Source organism: Akkermansia sp. NBRC 115031 (genome assembly GCF_030268505.1).
In the GTDB taxonomy this organism is placed as follows: Bacteria; Verrucomicrobiota; Verrucomicrobiia; order Verrucomicrobiales; family Akkermansiaceae; genus Akkermansia; species Akkermansia massiliensis.
The window spans coordinates 1-17713 of record NZ_BSQU01000008.1 but is presented as its reverse complement, the minus strand read 5'-3'; the positions used below and the strand labels follow the sequence as shown (position 1 = coordinate 17713).

Genomic DNA, 17713 nt, shown 5'->3' with positions numbered 1-17713 from the left:
TCCCGTGCCGCAAGACGCGGGAGTGGGCATCAAACATTCTTCAAAACTTTTAATATATGTCTGATACCCCCACCATTAGGGAAATGCACGGTCTGAGCGACAAGCCCCGGACCTTTGACCAGGTTGCCATCACCGTGGCGGACCCGGATACCATCCGCAGCTGGTCCTTCGGTGAAGTCGTCAACCCGGAAACCATCAACTACCGCACGTTCAAGCCGGAAAAAGGCGGCCTGTTCTGCGAACGCATCTTCGGGCCCACCCGCGACATGGAATGCGCCTGCGGCAAGTACAAGCGCATCAAGCACAAGGGCATCACCTGCGACCGCTGCGGCGTGGAAGTAACCAACGCACGCGTGCGCCGCGAACGCATGGGCCACATCGAACTGGCCGTTCCGGTCTCCCACATCTGGTTTTACAAGTGCATGCCCAGCCGCATCGGCCTCATGCTTGACATGACCGCCCGCCATCTGGAACGCGTGATCTACTATGAAGACTACATCGTGGTAGACCCCGGCAGCACTCCCCTGGAGAAAGGAGCCATCCTGACGGAAGAGGAATTCCGCAACGCGGAAGACGAATACGGCTATGACAGCTTTGAAGCCGGCATGGGCGCGGAAGCCATCCAGAAAATGCTGGCCTCCATTGACCTGGCCACCCTCGTCACGGACCTCCAGGAACAACTGGACAACACCAACTCCAAGCAGAACAAGCGCAAGATCGCCAAGCGCCTGAAGCTGGCCCAGGGCTTCCTCCAGTCCAACACGCGCCCGGAATGGATGATCCTGAACGTGCTGCCCGTCATTCCTCCGGACCTGCGCCCGCTGGTTCCCCTGGAAGGCGGCCGCTTCGCCACGTCCGACCTGAATGACCTGTACCGCCGCGTCATCAACCGCAACAACCGCTTGAAGACCCTCCTGAGCCTCAAGACTCCGGAAGTCATCATCCGCAATGAAAAGCGCATGCTCCAGGAAGCCGTGGACGCCCTGTTCGACAACGGCCGCCATGGCCGCGCCGTCACCGGCGCCGGCAACCGCCCCCTCAAGTCCCTCTCCGACATGCTGAAGGGCAAGGGAGGCCGTTTCCGCCAGAACCTGCTCGGCAAGCGCGTGGACTACTCCGGCCGTTCCGTCATCGTGATTGGCCCGGAACTGAAGCTCAACCAGTGCGGCCTTCCCAAGAAGATGGCCCTCATCCTGTTTGAACCCTTCATTATCCACCGCCTGAAGGAGCTGGGCTATGTGCACACCGTGCGCTCCGCCAAGAAGCTCATCGACCGCAAGACGCCGGAAGTGTGGGACATCCTGGAAGAAGTCACCAAGGGCCACCCGGTGATGCTCAACCGCGCCCCCACCCTGCACCGCCTCTCCATCCAGGCCTTTGAACCGGTCCTGATTGAAGGCTCCGCCATCCGCCTGCACCCGCTCGTCTGTAACGCGTACAACGCGGACTTCGACGGTGACCAGATGGCCGTGCACGTGCCGCTGTCCGTGGAAGCCCAGATGGAAGCCCGGCAGCTCATGCTGGCGCCCAACAACATCTTCTCCCCGGCCTCCGGCAAGCCGATTGCCACGCCTACGCAGGACATCATTCTGGGCGCGTACTTCCTCACGCACACCCGCGCCGCGGAAGTGCAGAATAACCAGGACAACCATCATCACCTCCCCCTCTTCGAATCCATTGACGAGGTGGAATACGCCATTGCCGCCCGCAAGATCGGTTACCATGACTGGATCCGCCTGCACAACCCGGACTACGGCAAGAAGCCTTCCGAAGTAGTGTACGGAGACGTGACCAAGAAGGTTATCGTCACCACCGCCGGACGCGTTCGCTTCAATGAAATCTGGCCCCGGGAACTCGGTTACATCAACCGCAACGTGGGCAAGAAGCAGATGGGCGACATCATCTGGCGCTGCTACCAGACCGTAGGCAAGGAACGCACCGTGCAAACCCTGGACTCCCTGAAAAACCTGGGCTTCAAGGAAGCTACCCGTTCCGGCTGCTCCATCGGCATCGTGGACATGGTGGTTCCCTCCCAGAAGAAGACGGAAATCGAGAAAGCCTATGCGGAACTGGACAAGGTGACCCGCCAGTACAAAAACGGCATCATCACGGACGGTGAACGCTACCAGAAGGTGGTGGACATCTGGACCCAGACCACGGACGTGATCCAGGCGGCCCTGTACCGCAAGCTGGAACACAACGAAGGTTCCAAGATGGCCAGCCCGCTCTTCATGATGGTGGACTCCGGCGCTCGAGGCAACAAGGCGCAGATCAAGCAGCTTTCCGGCATGCGCGGTTTGATGGCCAAGCCCAGCGGTGAAATTATCGAACGTCCCATCACGGCCAACTTCCGTGAAGGCCTCTCCGTGCTGGAATACTTCATCTCCACCCACGGCGCCCGCAAGGGTCTGGCTGACACCGCCTTGAAGACGGCTGACTCCGGCTACATGACCCGCAAGCTGGTGGACGTGGCCCAGGACGTCATCGTCCACGCGGAAGACTGCGGCACCAGCAACGGCATCACCGTTCACGCCATCTATGACGGCGATGAAGAAGTGGCGTCCCTCGCCTCCCGCATCTACGGCCGCACCTCCTGCGAACGCATCGTTGACCCCGTCAGCGGTGAAATCATCGTGGACATTAACGACCTCATCAATGAAAAGCAGGCGGAACAACTGGAAAAGATCGGCATTGAACAGCTGAAAATCCGTTCCGTGCTCACCTGCGAACTCAAGAAGGGCTGCTGCGCCAAGTGCTACGGCCTGAACCTGGCCACCGGCCAGGAAGTGAAGATCGGGGAAGCGGTCGGCATCATTGCCGCCCAGTCCATCGGTGAACCCGGCACGCAGCTCACCATGCGTACGTTCCACGTGGGCGGCACGGCTACCACGGCGTTCAAGCAGCCCATCGTGAAAGCCAAGAACGATGGCCGCGTCATCTACACGGAAGACCTCCGCACGGTGGAAAACGCAGACGGCAACTTCGTCGTGCTGAACAAGAACTGCTCCGTCCGCATTGAAAACGAACAGGGCCGCGAGCTGGAATCCTACCAGCCCGTCATCGGCACCATCCTGTACGTTCCCAACGGCGGCACCATCAAGAAGGATGAAACCCTCGCCACCTGGGACCCGTACAACGTGCCCGTGATTGCTGAAAAGGGCGGCGTGGTCGAATTCAAGGACATGATTGTCGGCATCACCGTTTCCAAGGAAACGGACCGTGAAACCGGCACCTCCTCCCTCGTCGTGATGGAACACAAGCAGGAACTTCACCCGCAGGTGGTCATCCGTGACGCCAAGACCCGGGAAGTCCTGGCCCACCACGCCATTCCCGCAGGCGCCAACCTCACCGTGAAGGATGGAGAAACCATCTCCGCCGGCACGATGGTGGCCAAGACGCCCCGCAAGGTGGCCAAGACGAAGGACATCACTGGCGGTCTGCCCCGCGTGGCGGAACTGTTTGAAGCCCGCAAGCCCAAGGACGCCTGCACCATTGCACGCGTGGAAGGCATTGTGCGCCTCAGCAGCAAGAACACCTCCCGCGGCAAGAAGGTCATCACCATTGAAACGCCTACGGGCGAACTGGTGGACCACCTGGTGCCGATGAACAAGCACGTCATCGTCCATGAAGACGACCATGTGCATCTGGGCGACCAGCTTACGGAAGGCCCCGTCTCCCCGGAAGAAATTCTGGATGTCTGCGGCAAGGAAAGCCTCCAGGAACACCTCGTCAACGAAGTTCAGGAAGTGTACCGCCTCCAGGGTGTGGAAATCAACGACAAGCACGTGGAAATCATCGTGCGCCAGATGCTCCGCAAGGTTGTCATCACGGAACCCGGCAACACCGAATTCCTGTGGGGCGACCAGGTGGACAAGACCACCTTCGACCGCATCAACGAACAGACCGTAGCCCAGGGCGGCCAGCCGGCCGCGGCCAAGCCCGTTCTGCTCGGCATCACGAAGGCCTCCCTGGAAACGGAATCCTTCATCTCCGCGGCATCCTTCCAGGATACCACGCGCGTTCTGACGGAAGCCTCCACCCTCGGCAAGACCGATACGCTGGAAGGCTTCAAGGAGAACGTCATCATGGGCCACCTTATCCCTGCAGGCACCGGTTTCTCCCGGTACAGCAAGATTGAAGTGGAACCCGCGGAGGGCGCTGAAGAAATCGCGCTGGCCAGCGAAGAAGAGGAAGCGGCCGAACTTACCGAAGACGTATTGAACGATACCATCAACTTCGACAACGAACGCTAAGCCGTTCCCAAGATAACACCTCAACCTGCGGGGCCTTCATCCGGAAGGCCCCGCATTTTTTATGCCCGGATGGGAAGGATGCCGGACAGGGACTCAATGCCTCCGGTCCCGCCTTTCAGCTTTATGCCGGATACTCCCCTTCCTGCCCACATGGAATGTGACGCTTCCCGCCACTTCCCGCTCCGGCAGGAACCGGAAAACCGCTGCTCCATCACAAGCCGCCTTTTGTGGCAAGAAACAGCGGAGCCCGTCCTCTTGCCATGGGGAGATAGGCAGGGACACGCCGTCCGGAAGATGAATGCCGAATCTGATAAAAGCTCTCCTTTTTTAGAAAAAAAGCGGTTATTGTGAAATATTAAAACATGCAAGATTTTCACAGAGAATATCTTGCGTTTTTATCTATACAAAAAGAAGGGCTTCACCGGATTAGCAATCCGGAGTCAAGCTCCAATTTTAAGGGCAAGGAATTTGCGTTGAACAGTGCTGTAATTATTGAAAGCCGTTTCCCTAGGGCCCGACACTTTCCTGAATCGGACTGGCGCCTACACGGAGCGCCGCTGGCTGCTGCGGCTGCTAAGCATAAAACTGAGCGGCGGCGAACTTTATCTTCTGAAAGCCAGTGCATCCTGACGGACGCCTGTATTTTATTTGCCACATAGTCATGCAGTGCTCCCTGCGGCGGCAGAAATACCTCCCCCGTTTTTCATTCATAACGGATTGCTAATCCGCAATTGTAAAACACCTTTTAACTCTCTGTAAGGATATGAAGAAAACACTATGTATCATTTGTCTTGGGCTGGCAGGATTGGCGGCTACCGCATCGGCGGCTACCGTTGAACTGATGCCCGACATTGCAAGCATCACGGGCCAGGGATACAACTCCGCCGGACGCCTTGCCGGAAACGGCATTACCGCTGCCGACGTCAAGAACTGGCTGGGGCCTGCCGGACGGGCCGACGGATGGTACACCACCACCGGCAATGGCGACATGAAGTGGGGGCAAGCCTCCGTCAACACGGCAAACCAGTCCATCACCCTGCCCAACATGAACGGCACGGCAGGCGTCTGCGCCGGCTTGAAAATGACCATTGAAAACATCCAGGCCTATGAAGGGCTGACCTTCAGCTTCTCCCTTACGCCTCCGGGTACCGGCCCCACGTTTACCTATTCCCTCTGGTATGAAACCGCTGACGGTGAATTCGTGAATCTTTGCAAGGAAAGCCGGGGCAACAACGGCTCCGTCTGGAACGTTTCCTATAACCTGACAGACGAACAGATGTCCGCCATGAAGGCGAACGGGAACGGCAAGGTTTATGCCGTTCTGGGCAGTGCCGGAGGCAATAACGGAAATAACGCCGTTGTCACGGACATTTCCCTGGAAGGCACGCTGGCTGTCGTTCCGGAACCGGCTGCCGCCTCCCTGGGCCTGTTCGGACTGGCTGCGCTGATGATGCGCCGCCGCAGAGCCTGACGCATTCTTCTCAAAAAAGGCTGCTTCTCCTCCGGGAGGAACAGCCTTTTTATTCGTGCGCGTTTCCCCCTTTCCTGATAGGCTGCGCCCATGTCCCCTCTGGATTTTAAAAAAGAAGAAAAACGCTTCTACCTCCCTCCTGCACACCCCGTGCTGGCGGACGTCCCGGAAATGAACTTTTTCATGGTGGACGGGGAGGGAGACCCCAATGAGCCGGAAGGAGCCTACCAGCACGCCGTGGAATTGCTTTATGCGTTATCCTATGCCGTTCGCATGGGAGGCAAGAAAAGAACTTTCCCCGTCCCCGGCTACCGGGAATACGTCGTGCCCCCGCTGGAAGGCCTGTGGTGGGGCTGCGAACCAGAGGCGCCCGTCAGCAAAAAGGATTTCCGCTGGATATCCATGATCCGGCAGCCCGGCTTCGTCACGCAGGAAACCCTGGCGTATGCGCAGGAGCAGGTCGCCATGAAAAAACCTCACCTTGATACGGAGGCCGGTCGCCTGGACTCCTTCCGGGAAGGTCTTTGCGTGCAGTGCCTTCACACGGGCCCTTATGACGATGAACCGGCCACGCTGGCCCGCATGCGCTCTTTCATGGAACAGGAGACGCTTCTTCCGGACATGGAAGGCTTACGAACCCATCATGAAATTTACCTGTCCGATCCCCGGAAAACGCCTCCGGAACGCTTGAAGACCATTCTCCGCATTCCGGTAAGGAGGCGTTAAGCTTCCTGTCCGGACAGGCTCATTCGTTGTCCATGAAGTATGCCTGCAGAATGCAGATGATATGCAGGACAATCGGAACAAGGGCGAAAATGAACCAGTACAGGAGACCGTAGGCCGCACCCACCACCAGGAACCAGATGATGGCTTGGACGAAGTGCCCCTTGTACAACTGCCCGAGGCCGGGAACGAATAAACTCAGAATGGCGGCTAAAAAGGATTTCATATGCTGGCTAAGTAAAAATGATTGCACGGAGAAGGTCTCGCGTGCCTGCACCAGTTAAGAGCCTTCCCTTCCCCTTCATGTTCAATCTCCCGGTTCCGCCCCGTCATGAATGACGGTTTTTCCGGAACGGATGAAGCCGGAGCGGCGCGATGCTCCGGCAGGGAACAGGCGGCAGTCATGCTCCGGTCTTGACCGCCGCATGGGCTGTGTTACCCTCCCCGCGCACAGGGCACTCACGTTAGAAGGGTAGAGACCACCATGTCCATTGAACTGACTCGCAATTTCTCCATCATCGCTCACATCGACCACGGAAAGACCACCCTTTCCGACCGGTTGCTGGAAAAGACGAATACCATTTCCGAACGGGAAAAGCAGGATCAGCTTCTGGACGCCATGGACCTGGAACGGGAAAAGGGCATCACCATCAAGTCCCATCCCGTGACCATCTTTTACAAGGCCAGGGACGGAAAAACCTACAAGCTCAACCTGCTGGATACACCCGGCCATGTGGACTTCTCCTATGAAGTGTCCCGTTCCCTGGCGGCCTGCGAGGGCGCTCTGCTCATCGTGGATGCGGCCCAGGGCGTGGAAGCCCAGACGCTCGCCAACATGCACCTGGCGATGGACCTGAATCTGGCCATCATCCCCGTCATCAACAAGATCGACCTTCCCAGCGCCAACCTTCCCAACGTATACCGCCAGCTGGAGGACATCGTCTGCATCCCCCATGAGGAAGCCATCCACGCTTCCGCCAAGATGGGCATCGGCATTGACGACATCCTGGAAGCTGTCGTCCAGCGCATCCCCCCGCCTGAAACGGAAAAAGACGGCCTCCTGCGCGCCCTGGTGTTTGACTCCGTTTATGACGCCTACCGCGGCGTGGTCTCCTATGTGCGCGTCATCTCCGGCAGCGTGCAGCGCGGCATGAAGGTGAAACTCTTTGCGACGGATGAAGTGTATGAAGTGAAGGAAGTAGGCATCTTCACCCCCAAGATGACCCGGACGGACTCCCTGGAAGCCGGCGATGTGGGCTATATCATCGCCAACATGAAATCCGCGGCGGACGTCAAGATCGGTGACACCTACACGGACTACACGCGCCCGTGCCCGTCCCCCCTGCCCGGCTTCAAGGAAATCCGCCCCATGGTCTTCTCCGGCATTTACCCGGTGGATTCCTCCGACTTTGAAGCCCTGAAGGCCGCCATGGCCAAGCTCCAAATCAATGACGCCGCCTTCTCCTTCCAGGCGGAATCCTCCGTGGCCCTGGGCTTCGGGTTCCGCTGCGGCTTCCTGGGCCTGCTCCACATGGAAATCATCCAGGAGCGCCTGCGCCGGGAATTCAACATGGACATCATCTCCACCTATCCCTCCGTGATTTACGAGGTCACCAAGACCAACGGGGAGGAAACGAACGTGGACAATCCCAGCCTGCTCCCGGAACCGCAGGAAATTCAGGAAATCCGGGAACCCATCGTCAAGGTGTTCATCATGCTGCCCGGGGAATACATCGGGGACATCATGCAGCTTGTCCTGGAAAAGCGCGGCAGCGTGACCAACACGGAAACGATTGACGACACGCGCGTGATGCTCACCTGCACCGTGCCGCTGGCGGAAATCCTGGTGGATTTCAACGACAAGCTCAAATCCATGACCCGCGGCTACGGCTCCATGGACTACGAATACGCCGGCTACCAGGCCGCCAAGCTCATCAAGATGGACATGCTCATCGCCGGGGAACCGGTGGACGCCTTCTCCATGATCGTCCACCAGGACAAGGCCGCCTCCCGCGGACGGGAACTGGCGGAACGCCTGAAAAACGTCATCCCCCGCCAGCTCTTCACCGTCGCCATCCAGGCCTGCATCGGCGGCAAGATCATTGCACGTGAAAGTATCTCCCCCATGCGCAAGGACGTGACGGCCAAATGCTACGGCGGTGACGTCACCCGCAAGCGCAAGCTTCTGGAAAAGCAGAAGGAAGGCAAAAAGCGCATGAAAGCCATCGGGAAAATCAACATCCCGCAGGAAGCGTTCATCAAGGTGCTGAAAACGGGGGACTGATCCCGGCAGCCCATTCGCCCCGGCCTTTCCTGAAAAGAAAGCCGGGAAACCGGGCGCGGTTGCCAAGGAACGGCAGAGCGGTAAAAACCGCCTCCGGAACTTGCGGCAGGGGTCATCAATTCCCGGTTGCGAAGAGGCCCCGGTTATGTTATCAGATCGGGCATGAGTCTGCCCAGGCTATCCATGCTTCTGTTTGCCTCTGCCGCCCTTTGCTCCTGCGTGGGGACCTCTCCGGAACCGGGAAAACCGAAAGTGAAAAAGAGTCTTTCGGAATACATGCAGGACAACATGGCCAATTCCATCGCCAATGTGCCGACAGGACTGCTGGGCACCACGCCGGGCCAGCAGCAGGCCCACCAGCTCACCGCCACCACGCAGGAGGAAATGAGGAAGGCGGACAGCGGCGCCGTTTACTACACGGACGCCCACGACCCGGACGCCCCCATCCCCGGACTTGAGGAGGCATTCGCCCAGCGCAAGGAAAACCAGCGGTGGATCCAGAGCTATTCCTCCGCCCTCCGGGAAGCCCAGAGCAGTGGAAAGCCCATCCTGATCTGGTTCCACCATTCCGCGGGCAGCCCTCCCAGCAAGAAATTGGCGGCGGAACTTCTCCATACGAAGGAATTTGAAGACTGGGCGAAAAAGAATGTCGTCCGCGTCTGTTACGACCAGGCGGAAAAGTTCGAGAGCGAACCGGTTTATAAGAAGCGCAAGAAAATGCTGGAGTATGTGCAGAAGGCCCCTTCCCTGTTTGGCGTGAGAGGTACCCCCGTGCTTCTGGTCATGTCTCCGGACGGCACCAAGGTGGACACGCTGCGCGGCTATTACACCGGACAAAACGCCCTTTACTTCGACCAGATCAAGAATAGCGTCAAGCTGGCCGGCCAGCAATATGAAGAATTCAAGAAAACGCTGACTCCCAAAGGCTATCGCGTCTGGACGGGCGTCAATGGAAACACCGTCTTCGCCAAGCTTTCCCGCTACTCGGAGAAAAACCAGACCCTCTGGCTCCAGGAACTGGACGGCCACCAGAGCAGGACGTCCCTGAAAAGACTCAGCCTTGAAGACAGGAAATGGCTTCTGGAGCAGAAAGAAGCCCATGAAAACAAGGGACGGAATGAGCGGCCCGGCCCGCGCGGCGCCTGATCCGGCGGTTTTTTTTCATAACACGGCACGCCCTTGGCTGGAGGCCCCCCCGCAGAAATTCGCCGTCATCTCCTTCATTCAGACTGGGCTGCGCCTTCCGCTGGCAGCCCGGCGGAAGGGCCCATCTTCATGCGTTCCGGCGTTCCCTCCATTTTTATATTGAAATATAAAACTGATGTTTTATTTTTCCTAAAACTCTCTTTTGTCAGTTCTTTCTTTCGGGGATGTGGTCTTTTTCCATACTGGCAGCAATGTTCTTCCGGACAAATCCTGCCGCCCCTGTTCAACCATTCACCTGTTTAATTCATAATTCCAACGATGAACCGCCATGCCGTCACCGCATTGATGCTTGCGGCCTGTTCCCTGCCTGCTTCCGCGGCCCAGCCGCAGAAGCAGGCTCCGGACCAGCGCCCCAATATCCTGGTTATTGTTACTGATGACCACTCCTACCAGACCCTGGGAACCTGTGACAAGGATTCTCCCATGCCCTATCCGAACTTCCGCAAGCTGGCGGACGAAGGCATGGTCTTTGACCGGAGCTACTGCGCCAACTCCCTGTGCGGACCGTCGCGCGCCTGCATTTACACGGGGCGCCATTCCCACATGAACGGCTATCTGTTCAATGAACATGCGGCTCCCTTTGACGGCTCCCAGCCCACCTTCCCGAAAATGCTCCAGAAGGCCGGCTACCAGACCGCCATTGTCGGCAAGTGGCACCTGGAAGCCATCCCGCCGGGCGCCAAGGGAGACACCTCCAAGTATGAGTCCAACCCAACCGGGTTCGACTACTGGGAAATCTTCCCCGGCCAGGGCAACTACTTCAACCCGGACTTCATCACCCCCGGCAAGGACGGAAAGCGCGTGGTGAAAACGGAACCCGGCTATGCCACGGAGCTGGTCACGCAGAAAAGCCTCAAATGGCTTGACCAGCGGGACAAGGACAAGCCCTTCATGCTCGTTGTGGGCCACAAGGCTCCGCACCGCTGCTGGTGCCCCTCCATCCAGAACCTGGGCCGAGCCAAGCAGTATGCGGACTCCATTGACCCGCCCGCCAACCTGGAAGACGACTTTGCAGACCGCCCGGAATTCCTGAAAATGACGGAACAGACCCTGCTCAACCACTTCAACGTCTGGTCTGACGAACACCTGATCAAGGACGTGGTGCCGGAAGACATTCAGAAAATGCTCTCCTGCCCGGAATCCAAGACCCTGCATACCCAGTACGACTGGGAAATGCCGGAATGGGTGCGCATGGACCCGCAGCAGAAGGAAGCCTGGTACAATTACCACAAGGCCCGCACCGTCCAGCTCGTGAAGGACATTAAAAGCGGAAAAATCAAGACCCAGCGCGACATCCTGCTGCGCCGCTGGCGCCATTACATGGAGGACTACCTGGGCACCGTGCTTTCCGTGGACGAAAGCATCGGCCAGATCATGGATTACCTGAAGCAGAACGGACTGGATAAGAATACGCTGGTCCTCTACTGCGGAGACCAGGGCTTCTACATGGGCGAACACGGCCTGTACGACAAGCGCTGGATTTTTGAGGAATCCTTCCGCATGCCCCTTATCATGAAATGGCCCGGCCATATCAAGCCCGGCGTGCGTTCCGCCGCCATGGTGCAGGAGCTGGATTACGCCCCTACCTTCTGTGAAGTGGCCGGTGCGGCCACTCCGGAAAACATGAACACCTTCCAGGGCCGCAGCCTCGCCCCGCTGTTCAAGACCGGGGAACACCAGGACTTCAGGGACCGTCCCCTCTATTACGCCTTCTATGAAAACCCGGGCGAGCACAATGCCCCTCGGCACGACGGCCTGCGGACGGACCGCTACACGCTGTCCTACCTCTGGACCAGTGACGAATGGATGCTCTTTGACAACGAGAAGGATCCGGCCCAGATGCACAACGTTATCAACAAGCCGGAATATGCGGAAACCGTGAAGGAGCTGAAGGAACTGTACGGCAAGCTCCGCAAGGACTGCCAGGTGCCGGAAGGCTTCCCGGGAGCCACGGGCAAGCTGGCCGTCAAGCCGCAGTGGGACTGCGCACCCGCCAAAGACTGAGAACTTCCACGCCCCGGTTCCTTTTGAAAGAACGCTTTCCGGGTCCAACCCGGACGGCGGCGGAACGGAATCCGTACATCCTCCCAAACAACAACCATCACCAAACATCATCACATGAAAGCATTAATGCTAGCGGCCGCGTTCCTGGGCTCCCTCTGCTGGGCCGGAACCAATCCCTACAACATCATTCCGGAACCCGTCAAAGTGACGGCGGCTTCCGGCACCACCAAAAACCTCAAAATCCTGAACGAACAGAAGGTCGCCGGGCTGGGAAACGAGGGCTACACCATGAAGCTGACGCCCGGCGGCGTGGAGCTCCGCTACAGCACGCCCAACGGGAAAGCCATGGCCATGGCTACCCTTCTCCAGCTTCAGGACCAGCTCTCGGACACGCCGGAGGGCCTCCCCTGCGGCAGCATCCAGGACTCCCCGGACTTTGGCTGGCGCGGCATGATGGTGGACGTGGGCCGCTACCACTACCCGATGAAGGAGCTCTACAACTTCGTGGACGCCATGCACTACTACAAGTACAACGTCCTGCACCTCCACCTGACGGAAGACCAGGGCTGGCGCCTCCCCGTGCCGGGCTACGACAAGCTCCGCACGATTGGAGCGGTCCGCCCTTCCGCTCCGGAAGGCCAGAACAACTCCCTGCTGGCCAATGAAGGCATGTACTCCAAGAAGGAACTCCAGGACCTGGTGGCCTACTGCAAGGCGCGCGGCATCCAGGTGCTGCCGGAAGTGGAAATGCCGGGCCACAACATGGCCCTGGCCGCATCCTACCCCGAATTCTGCTGCAACACCAAACGGGCCCAGGTATGGACGCACGGCGGCGTTTCCTCCAAGCTGATCTGCCCGCAGAAACCGGGCACCAAGAAATTCCTCAAGGACACCTTTGACACCGTCAACCAGATATTCCCCTTCTCGTACGTCCACATCGGCGGGGACGAATGCCCCATGGGCGACTGGAAGAAGTGCCCGGACTGCCAGGCCGCGCGCGCCAAGAAGGGCCAGGGGGACGACGTGGAAGCCCAGATGAGCGACTTCACGAAGAGCCTTGGAGCCATGCTTGCCAAGAACAAGAAAAAGCCCATCCTGTGGTACGACATCAACAAAGGCTACTACCACAAGGGGGAAACCGTCATGTCCTGGCTGCCGGGAGAATTCCCCCGCTGCATTGACAAGACCAAGGAACAGGGCATCGACCTCATCGTCACCCCCCAGTACAAGTACTACCTGGCCCGCACCCAGATGAAATTCCCGGCGGACGACGTGCGCGCCCGGCCCGGCGGCGGCCCCATCCTGCTGAAAGACTGCTACAACTTCGACCCCCGCAACGGGCGTGACAAGAACGACGTCAAGCACATCAAGGGCATCAACCTCTGCATGTGGGCGGAATGGATTCCCTCCGGCGAACTGCTGATGTACATGACCTATCCGCGGGCCATGGCGGTCTCTGAAACCGCCTGGGGCAGCCATAAGGACCGCCCCAGCCTGGAAGACTTTGAAAAGAAGATGGAAACCCATAAGAAGCGCTTCCAGAAGCGCTTCGGCTACACCTTGGAACGCACGGTGGAAAACAAGCCCTACCGGGAATCCTCCATCACCCAGGAAGAAATAGACCGCATCAACGCGAACTATAAGAAGGGCCAGCAGGACGCGGGCAAATAACCTTTTCCAGCCTCTCGCCGCCATCTGATTCCTTCAAGGCCGGGGACGCGCGCAGCCGCAGGTCCCCGGCCTTCTTTTCCCGCTTGACCGGAGGGCCCTCTTCCCTTCTAATCGTTCCGCCATGTTACACCTTTACGATACCCGCACCAGAACGGCACAGGACATTTCCCCCATGGACGGAAAAACGCTGCGTTTCTACTGCTGCGGACCCACGGTGTACGGCCCCGCCCACATCGGCAACTTCCGGACCTTCGTGATGCAGGATATTTTCCGCCGCGTTCTGGAGCTGGGCGGAACCCCCACCATGCACGTCCGCAACCTGACGGACGTGGATGACAAGACCATCCGGGATTCCCAAAAAGCCGGAGTATCCCTGGCGGAATTCACCGCCGGCTGGGCGGACCTGTTCCACCGGGACTGCACCGCCCTCAACTGCCTTCCACCCCACGTGGAACCCTCCGCCGTAGGCCACATTCCCGAACAGATACGGATGGTCCAGGCTCTGGTGGAAAAAGGCCATGCCTATGTCTCTGAAGACGGTTCCGTGTACTTCAGGATCTCCTCCTTCCCGGAATACGGAAAGCTTTCCCACCTGGATGAACGGGAACTGGATCTGGGCAAAACCGCCAATGCCCGGTCCAACGCGGATGAATATGAAAAGGACTCCGTGGCGGACTTCGTCCTGTGGAAAAGCCGCCGCCCTGAAGACGGGGACAACTTCTGGCCCTCCCCCTGGGGGGAAGGCCGCCCCGGCTGGCACCTGGAATGCTCCGCCATGATCCACAAATACTTCGGCAATGACTTCGATCTCCACTCCGGCGGCGTGGACCTGGTGTTCCCGCACCATGAAAACGAGATTGCCCAGTCCCGCTGCGCCTGCGGCGGCGGTTTTGCGCGCCTGTGGTTCCATATCACGCACCTGCTGGTGGACGGCGGCAAGATGTCCAAATCCCTGGGCAACATGTACACCCTGGCGGACCTGGACAAATTGGGCCACAAGCCGTCAGCCGTCCGGTACGTGCTGGCGGGGGGCTATTACCGCCGCCCGCTGAACTTCACCCTTTCCTCCCTGGAGGACGCCAAAGCCGCGCTGAACCGCCTGTCCAAATTCGACACGCAGCTCCGGAACGCCTCCGGAACGGACTCCGTTCCGTCCTATGAGGAATTCTGCGCCGCCCCCCCGGAACCGGGCATCTTCCAGCCGGCCTGGGATAGCCTGAATGATGACCTGAACACTCCGGAAGCCCTGGGCCACGTCTTCAGCGCCATCAGGAAGGCGGATGTTCCCTCCCTGACTCCGGAGGAAGCGCGCCGCATGCGGAACGCCTTCCACTTCATTCTGGCCGCTTTCGGCATTCTTCTGCCGGAAGAGGAACAGGCGGAAGCGCCGGAGGACGTGCGCACCCTGGCGGAACAGCGCTGGCAGGCCAGGCAGAACCGGGACTGGGCGGAAGCCGACCGCCTGCGGGCGGAAGTAACGGTGCTGGGCTGGACCATCAAGGACCGCAAGGACGGGTACGACCTGGCGCGCAACTGAACGGCATGGACGCTTTCTCCCCTATCCCCAACCACACGGGCTTCACGGCCAGGAGCCTGTTCACGGATGCGCAGGGAACCCTGAAGGACGGAGCCTTCGCCAACATGGAACCCGGAGGCGGCGGCCCTCTTTCCCCGCACCGCCACGCCCACGCCCATTTATTCATTGTCACCCGCGGAACGGTCGTTATCCTGCTTGACGAAGAGGAAAAAACGGTCCGTGAGCATGAATCCCTGCTCGTGCCCGGCGGCGTCCGTCATGCCGTCTGGAACAGGAGCGCGGAACCGGCGGAAATCGTAGGCCTTACGCTGGAAGCCGCCCGCGCCCCCCAACTACCTACAACCCGATGAACTCCCGCCAACGCACGCTGGGCCATGCCGCCGCCCTGATGACCATCCTGATCTGGGGGACCACCTTCGTGTCCACCAAGGTGCTTCTCCGGGACTTTACCCCCGTCACGGTGCTCTTCACCCGCTTCGTGATCGGGTACGCTTTCCTCTGGTGCCTGAAGCCGCGCCTGCTTCCGCTCTCCGGCTGGAAAAAGGAACTCCTGTTCGCGGGAGCGGGCCTCACCGGCGTCACCCTGTACTTCCTGCTGGAAAACATCGCCCTGACGTACACCTTCGCCTCCAATGTGGGCATCATCGTGGCCGTGGTGCCTTTCTTCACGGCTCTTCTGGCCCACTTCCTGCTGAAAGGGGAGGGCTTCTCCCGCCGCTTCTTCCTGGGCTTCGCCGCCGCCTTCACAGGCATCTTCCTCATCATGGCGAACGGCGCCTTCGTGCTGGAACTGAACCCGGCGGGGGACGTGCTGGCTCTGGGCGCGGCCTTCGTCTGGGCGGTCTATTCCATCCTGATGAAAAAAATCGGCGTCAACACGTCCAACATGATCATCTGCACGCGCCGCATCTTCTTTTACGGCATCGTACTGATGATTCCGGCCCTGTTCGTCCTTCCGGTGAACATGGACTGGCATCTGATGGTGAAGCCCGTCAACACCCTCAATCTGCTGTACCTGGGCCTGTTTGCCTCCGCCCTGTGCTTCCTCTCCTGGAACCGCGTGGTGGAAATCCTGGGAGCCGTCAAATCCAGCGTGTACATTTACATGGTTCCGGTCGTGGCCGTAGTGGCCTCCGCCATCATCCTGGGGGAACGCCTGACCTGGATATCCCTGACGGGGATTCTCCTGACCCTCTGCGGCGTCACGATTTCCGAGTACAGGAAAAAAACGCGGAAGAGCATCAGAGAAAAGGGAGAAAAGCCCGTTCTGCAAAAAGGCTGATTCCCCCTGCTTTCCGGAATCATGCTGTTTTTTCCAGGAAGAAAAACGGCTGGCGAATATTCCCGGATGGAATGCCTCCGGCGTTCCAACGCTTTCCGCCCCCAGAGCATGGTTGTTCTTTTTCATGCTTCTGATTCATTCGCCAGGATAACAGGCATGCCATGCGCCTGTTATCTTCCGTTTCAGGCAAACATTCATTCTATTATACCGTGGCAGGATGTCTGTTAGCGGATTAGATATCCGCAGACAACAAAATTTTTTGAAAAAAAACGAGTTTCACCGCGGGAAAAGGGGAATAATCAGAAATACGTTCAAGATGCAATGAAGTTCCGTATTCATGAATCATTGAGGATGTGTTCCATCATTCACTTCCATTTTCCCTTCTCCGTTACCGGATATCTAATCCGCTAGTATGGAGCGCATGAAAAAGCTTCTTTCCATCCCAGCTTTTTTACTGTGCATTTCCGGCGTACAAGCGGCAACGACATTGTATGAAACCCAGTTCCGCCAGACCGCCATCAATGTGGACAGTGACTTTCTGGACGGCGCTTCCGTCTCGCTCACCAATCCTTCCACATCCCTTTCCGGCAATTTGGCTGCGGACCTCCTTGTCCCCAATGTCCAAATGCAGAATAACAACGCCGGATGGACCGTCACCTTTTCCTTCACGGCTACGCAGGACATCATCATCTCTTCCCTGAACCTGGGCTTCCAATTCGTCACCGGTACCGGAACACGGCACGGAAACACAGATTCCAAAACGGGAACCGCTACCGTCACGCTGGCCGCCGGAGATTCCTCCGCCACGGCTGATCTGAGCTTCGAACGCGTCCAGGCCGACAAGAACGGCACGCCGACAGCGGACATCCAGCAAGCCTCCTTCAATACCCCGGTCACGGTCAAGGCGGGAGAAACCTTTACCCTCACCGTGAACGCCAAGGCACCCAACACCGGGGGCACCTTCCTGGGGCTTTCCCAACTGGCCCTCCACGGGGACGCAGTGCCGGAACCGGCCACAGCCTCCCTCGGACTGCTCGGACTGGCCGCCCTGCTCCTGCGCCGCCGCGTATAAGCGGGAGCATCATTTAATCTCTGCTTTATTCCTTTACTAAAACAGGACCGTCCCCCACCGGGAAACGGTCCTGTTTTTTTAAAGGCTATGTCACAACAAACAGTTGATAAATAGCCATTTTTATAGGGGAGTATCAGAACTCCCCTACAAACTGTTATTTGCAGTTATCTATACTCATTTGGAATTTCGATATGAAGTGTCTCACACAAT

At 58.6% G+C, this 17713-nt stretch carries 13 protein-coding genes; 12 read left to right on the top strand and 1 reads right to left on the bottom strand.

The genetic code is table 11. The features are described 5' to 3' along the window. Nucleotides 1–56: 56 nt before the first annotated feature. From rpoC to QSJ36_RS10955, 4 genes are all read left to right on the top strand, one after another. Nucleotides 57–4253, top strand: a complete 4197-nt coding sequence (rpoC, locus tag QSJ36_RS10970) for a DNA-directed RNA polymerase subunit beta' (protein WP_285468665.1) — start codon at nucleotides 57–59, stop codon at nucleotides 4251–4253. Nucleotides 4254–4615: 362 nt separating this feature from the next. Beyond that, complete coding sequence (locus QSJ36_RS10965) at nucleotides 4616–4912, top strand: hypothetical protein (protein WP_285468664.1); 297 nt, start codon at nucleotides 4616–4618, stop codon at nucleotides 4910–4912. A gap of 104 nt (nucleotides 4913–5016) precedes the next feature. Beyond that, the gene (locus QSJ36_RS10960) at nucleotides 5017–5724 is read left to right on the top strand and encodes a hypothetical protein (RefSeq protein WP_146024191.1); all 708 of its coding nucleotides are present in this window, start codon (nucleotides 5017–5019) and stop codon (nucleotides 5722–5724) included. Nucleotides 5725–5814: 90 nt separating this feature from the next. Further along, nucleotides 5815–6450, top strand: coding sequence for a GyrI-like domain-containing protein (locus QSJ36_RS10955; RefSeq protein WP_102721178.1), 636 nt, complete (start codon nucleotides 5815–5817; stop codon nucleotides 6448–6450). Between the two features lie 19 nt (nucleotides 6451–6469). Here QSJ36_RS10955 and QSJ36_RS10950 read toward each other — a convergent pair whose 3' ends face one another. Next, nucleotides 6470–6673, bottom strand: a complete 204-nt coding sequence (locus tag QSJ36_RS10950) for a hypothetical protein (RefSeq protein ID WP_102715161.1) — start codon at nucleotides 6671–6673, stop codon at nucleotides 6470–6472. A gap of 258 nt (nucleotides 6674–6931) precedes the next feature. On the opposite strand from QSJ36_RS10950, the gene lepA reads away from it, so the two are divergent. The 8 genes from lepA (at nucleotide 6932) to QSJ36_RS10910 (ending at nucleotide 17503) form a co-directional block, all read left to right on the top strand. Beyond that, nucleotides 6932–8731 carry a translation elongation factor 4 gene (gene lepA / locus QSJ36_RS10945; RefSeq protein WP_250716144.1) on the top strand — a complete coding sequence of 600 codons (1800 nt, stop codon included), beginning with the start codon at nucleotides 6932–6934 and terminating at the stop codon, nucleotides 8729–8731. Between the two features lie 162 nt (nucleotides 8732–8893). Beyond that, nucleotides 8894–9877 (top strand): thioredoxin family protein, encoded by a 984-nt coding sequence (locus QSJ36_RS10940; RefSeq protein WP_102727659.1) that lies wholly within the window; start codon nucleotides 8894–8896, stop codon nucleotides 9875–9877. Nucleotides 9878–10195: 318 nt separating this feature from the next. Continuing rightward, entirely contained in the window at nucleotides 10196–11941 is a 1746-nt protein-coding gene (locus QSJ36_RS10935) for a sulfatase (protein WP_102721174.1), read from the top strand. A gap of 114 nt (nucleotides 11942–12055) precedes the next feature. Then, nucleotides 12056–13612 (top strand): beta-N-acetylhexosaminidase, encoded by a 1557-nt coding sequence (locus QSJ36_RS10930; RefSeq protein WP_102727658.1) that lies wholly within the window; start codon nucleotides 12056–12058, stop codon nucleotides 13610–13612. Nucleotides 13613–13733: 121 nt separating this feature from the next. Continuing rightward, the gene (gene cysS / locus QSJ36_RS10925) at nucleotides 13734–15149 is read left to right on the top strand and encodes a cysteine--tRNA ligase (protein WP_285468663.1); all 1416 of its coding nucleotides are present in this window, start codon (nucleotides 13734–13736) and stop codon (nucleotides 15147–15149) included. 5 nt (nucleotides 15150–15154) lie between these two features. Further along, a complete protein-coding gene (locus QSJ36_RS10920; protein WP_102729726.1) occupies nucleotides 15155–15499 on the top strand; it encodes a cupin domain-containing protein in 345 nt (114 codons plus the stop codon). Beyond that, complete coding sequence (locus tag QSJ36_RS10915; RefSeq protein ID WP_102721170.1) at nucleotides 15496–16431, top strand: DMT family transporter; 936 nt, start codon at nucleotides 15496–15498, stop codon at nucleotides 16429–16431. Before QSJ36_RS10920 ends, QSJ36_RS10915 begins: the two co-directional genes overlap by 4 nt. Nucleotides 16432–16852: 421 nt before the next feature. Beyond that, on the top strand, nucleotides 16853–17503 hold the full coding sequence (locus tag QSJ36_RS10910; RefSeq protein WP_180971104.1) for a PEP-CTERM sorting domain-containing protein: 651 nt from the start codon (nucleotides 16853–16855) through the stop codon (nucleotides 17501–17503). The last annotated feature ends 210 nt before the right edge of the window (nucleotides 17504–17713 follow it).